Source organism: Paenibacillus glacialis, assembly GCF_001637205.1.
Lineage (GTDB): Bacteria > Bacillota > Bacilli > Paenibacillales > Paenibacillaceae > Paenibacillus_AQ > Paenibacillus_AQ glacialis.
Genome location: NZ_LVJH01000019.1, coordinates 1 through 576 on the forward strand (window position 1 = coordinate 1; position 576 = coordinate 576).

Consider the following 576-nt stretch of genomic DNA (forward strand, 5'->3'; position numbering starts at 1 on the left):
AACTGAGCGGGGGGAGCTGTAAGCAAGCTTTGATCCGGGGGTGTCCGAATGGGGAAACCCGGCTGTGGTAATACGCAGTCACTCACATCTGAATACATAGGGTGTGTAGAGACAGACCAGGGGAACTGAAACATCTAAGTACCCTGAGGAAGAGAAAACAATAGTGATTCCGTCAGTAGCGGCGAGCGAACGCGGATTAGCCCAAACCAAGGAGCTTGCTCTTTGGGGTTGTGGGACATCTCACATGGAGTTACAAAGGATTGGGTTAGGTGAAGAGGTCTGGAAAGGCCCGGCATAGAAGGTAAAAGCCCTGTAACCAAAAGTTCAATCCCTCCGAGATGTATCCCGAGTAGTGCGGGGCACGTGAAACCCCGTATGAATCCAGCAGGACCATCTGCTAAGGCTAAATACTCCCTAGCGACCGATAGTGAAACAGTACCGTGAGGGAAAGGTGAAAAGCACCCCGGAAGGAGAGTGAAATGTAACCTGAAACCGTGTGCTAACCCACCAGCGAGGGCCGGTCCTGGGAGGATGACAGTGCGTTTGTAGACAGAACCCACCCGTTACGGATCCAGT

At 52.4% G+C, this 576-nt stretch carries 1 rRNA gene; it reads left to right on the top strand.

Annotation, left to right across the window (positions count from 1 at the left end):
• A 23S ribosomal RNA gene (locus tag PGLA_RS28555) occupies positions 1-501 on the top strand; the annotation flags it as partial.
• Between the last annotated feature and the right edge of the window lie 75 nt (positions 502-576).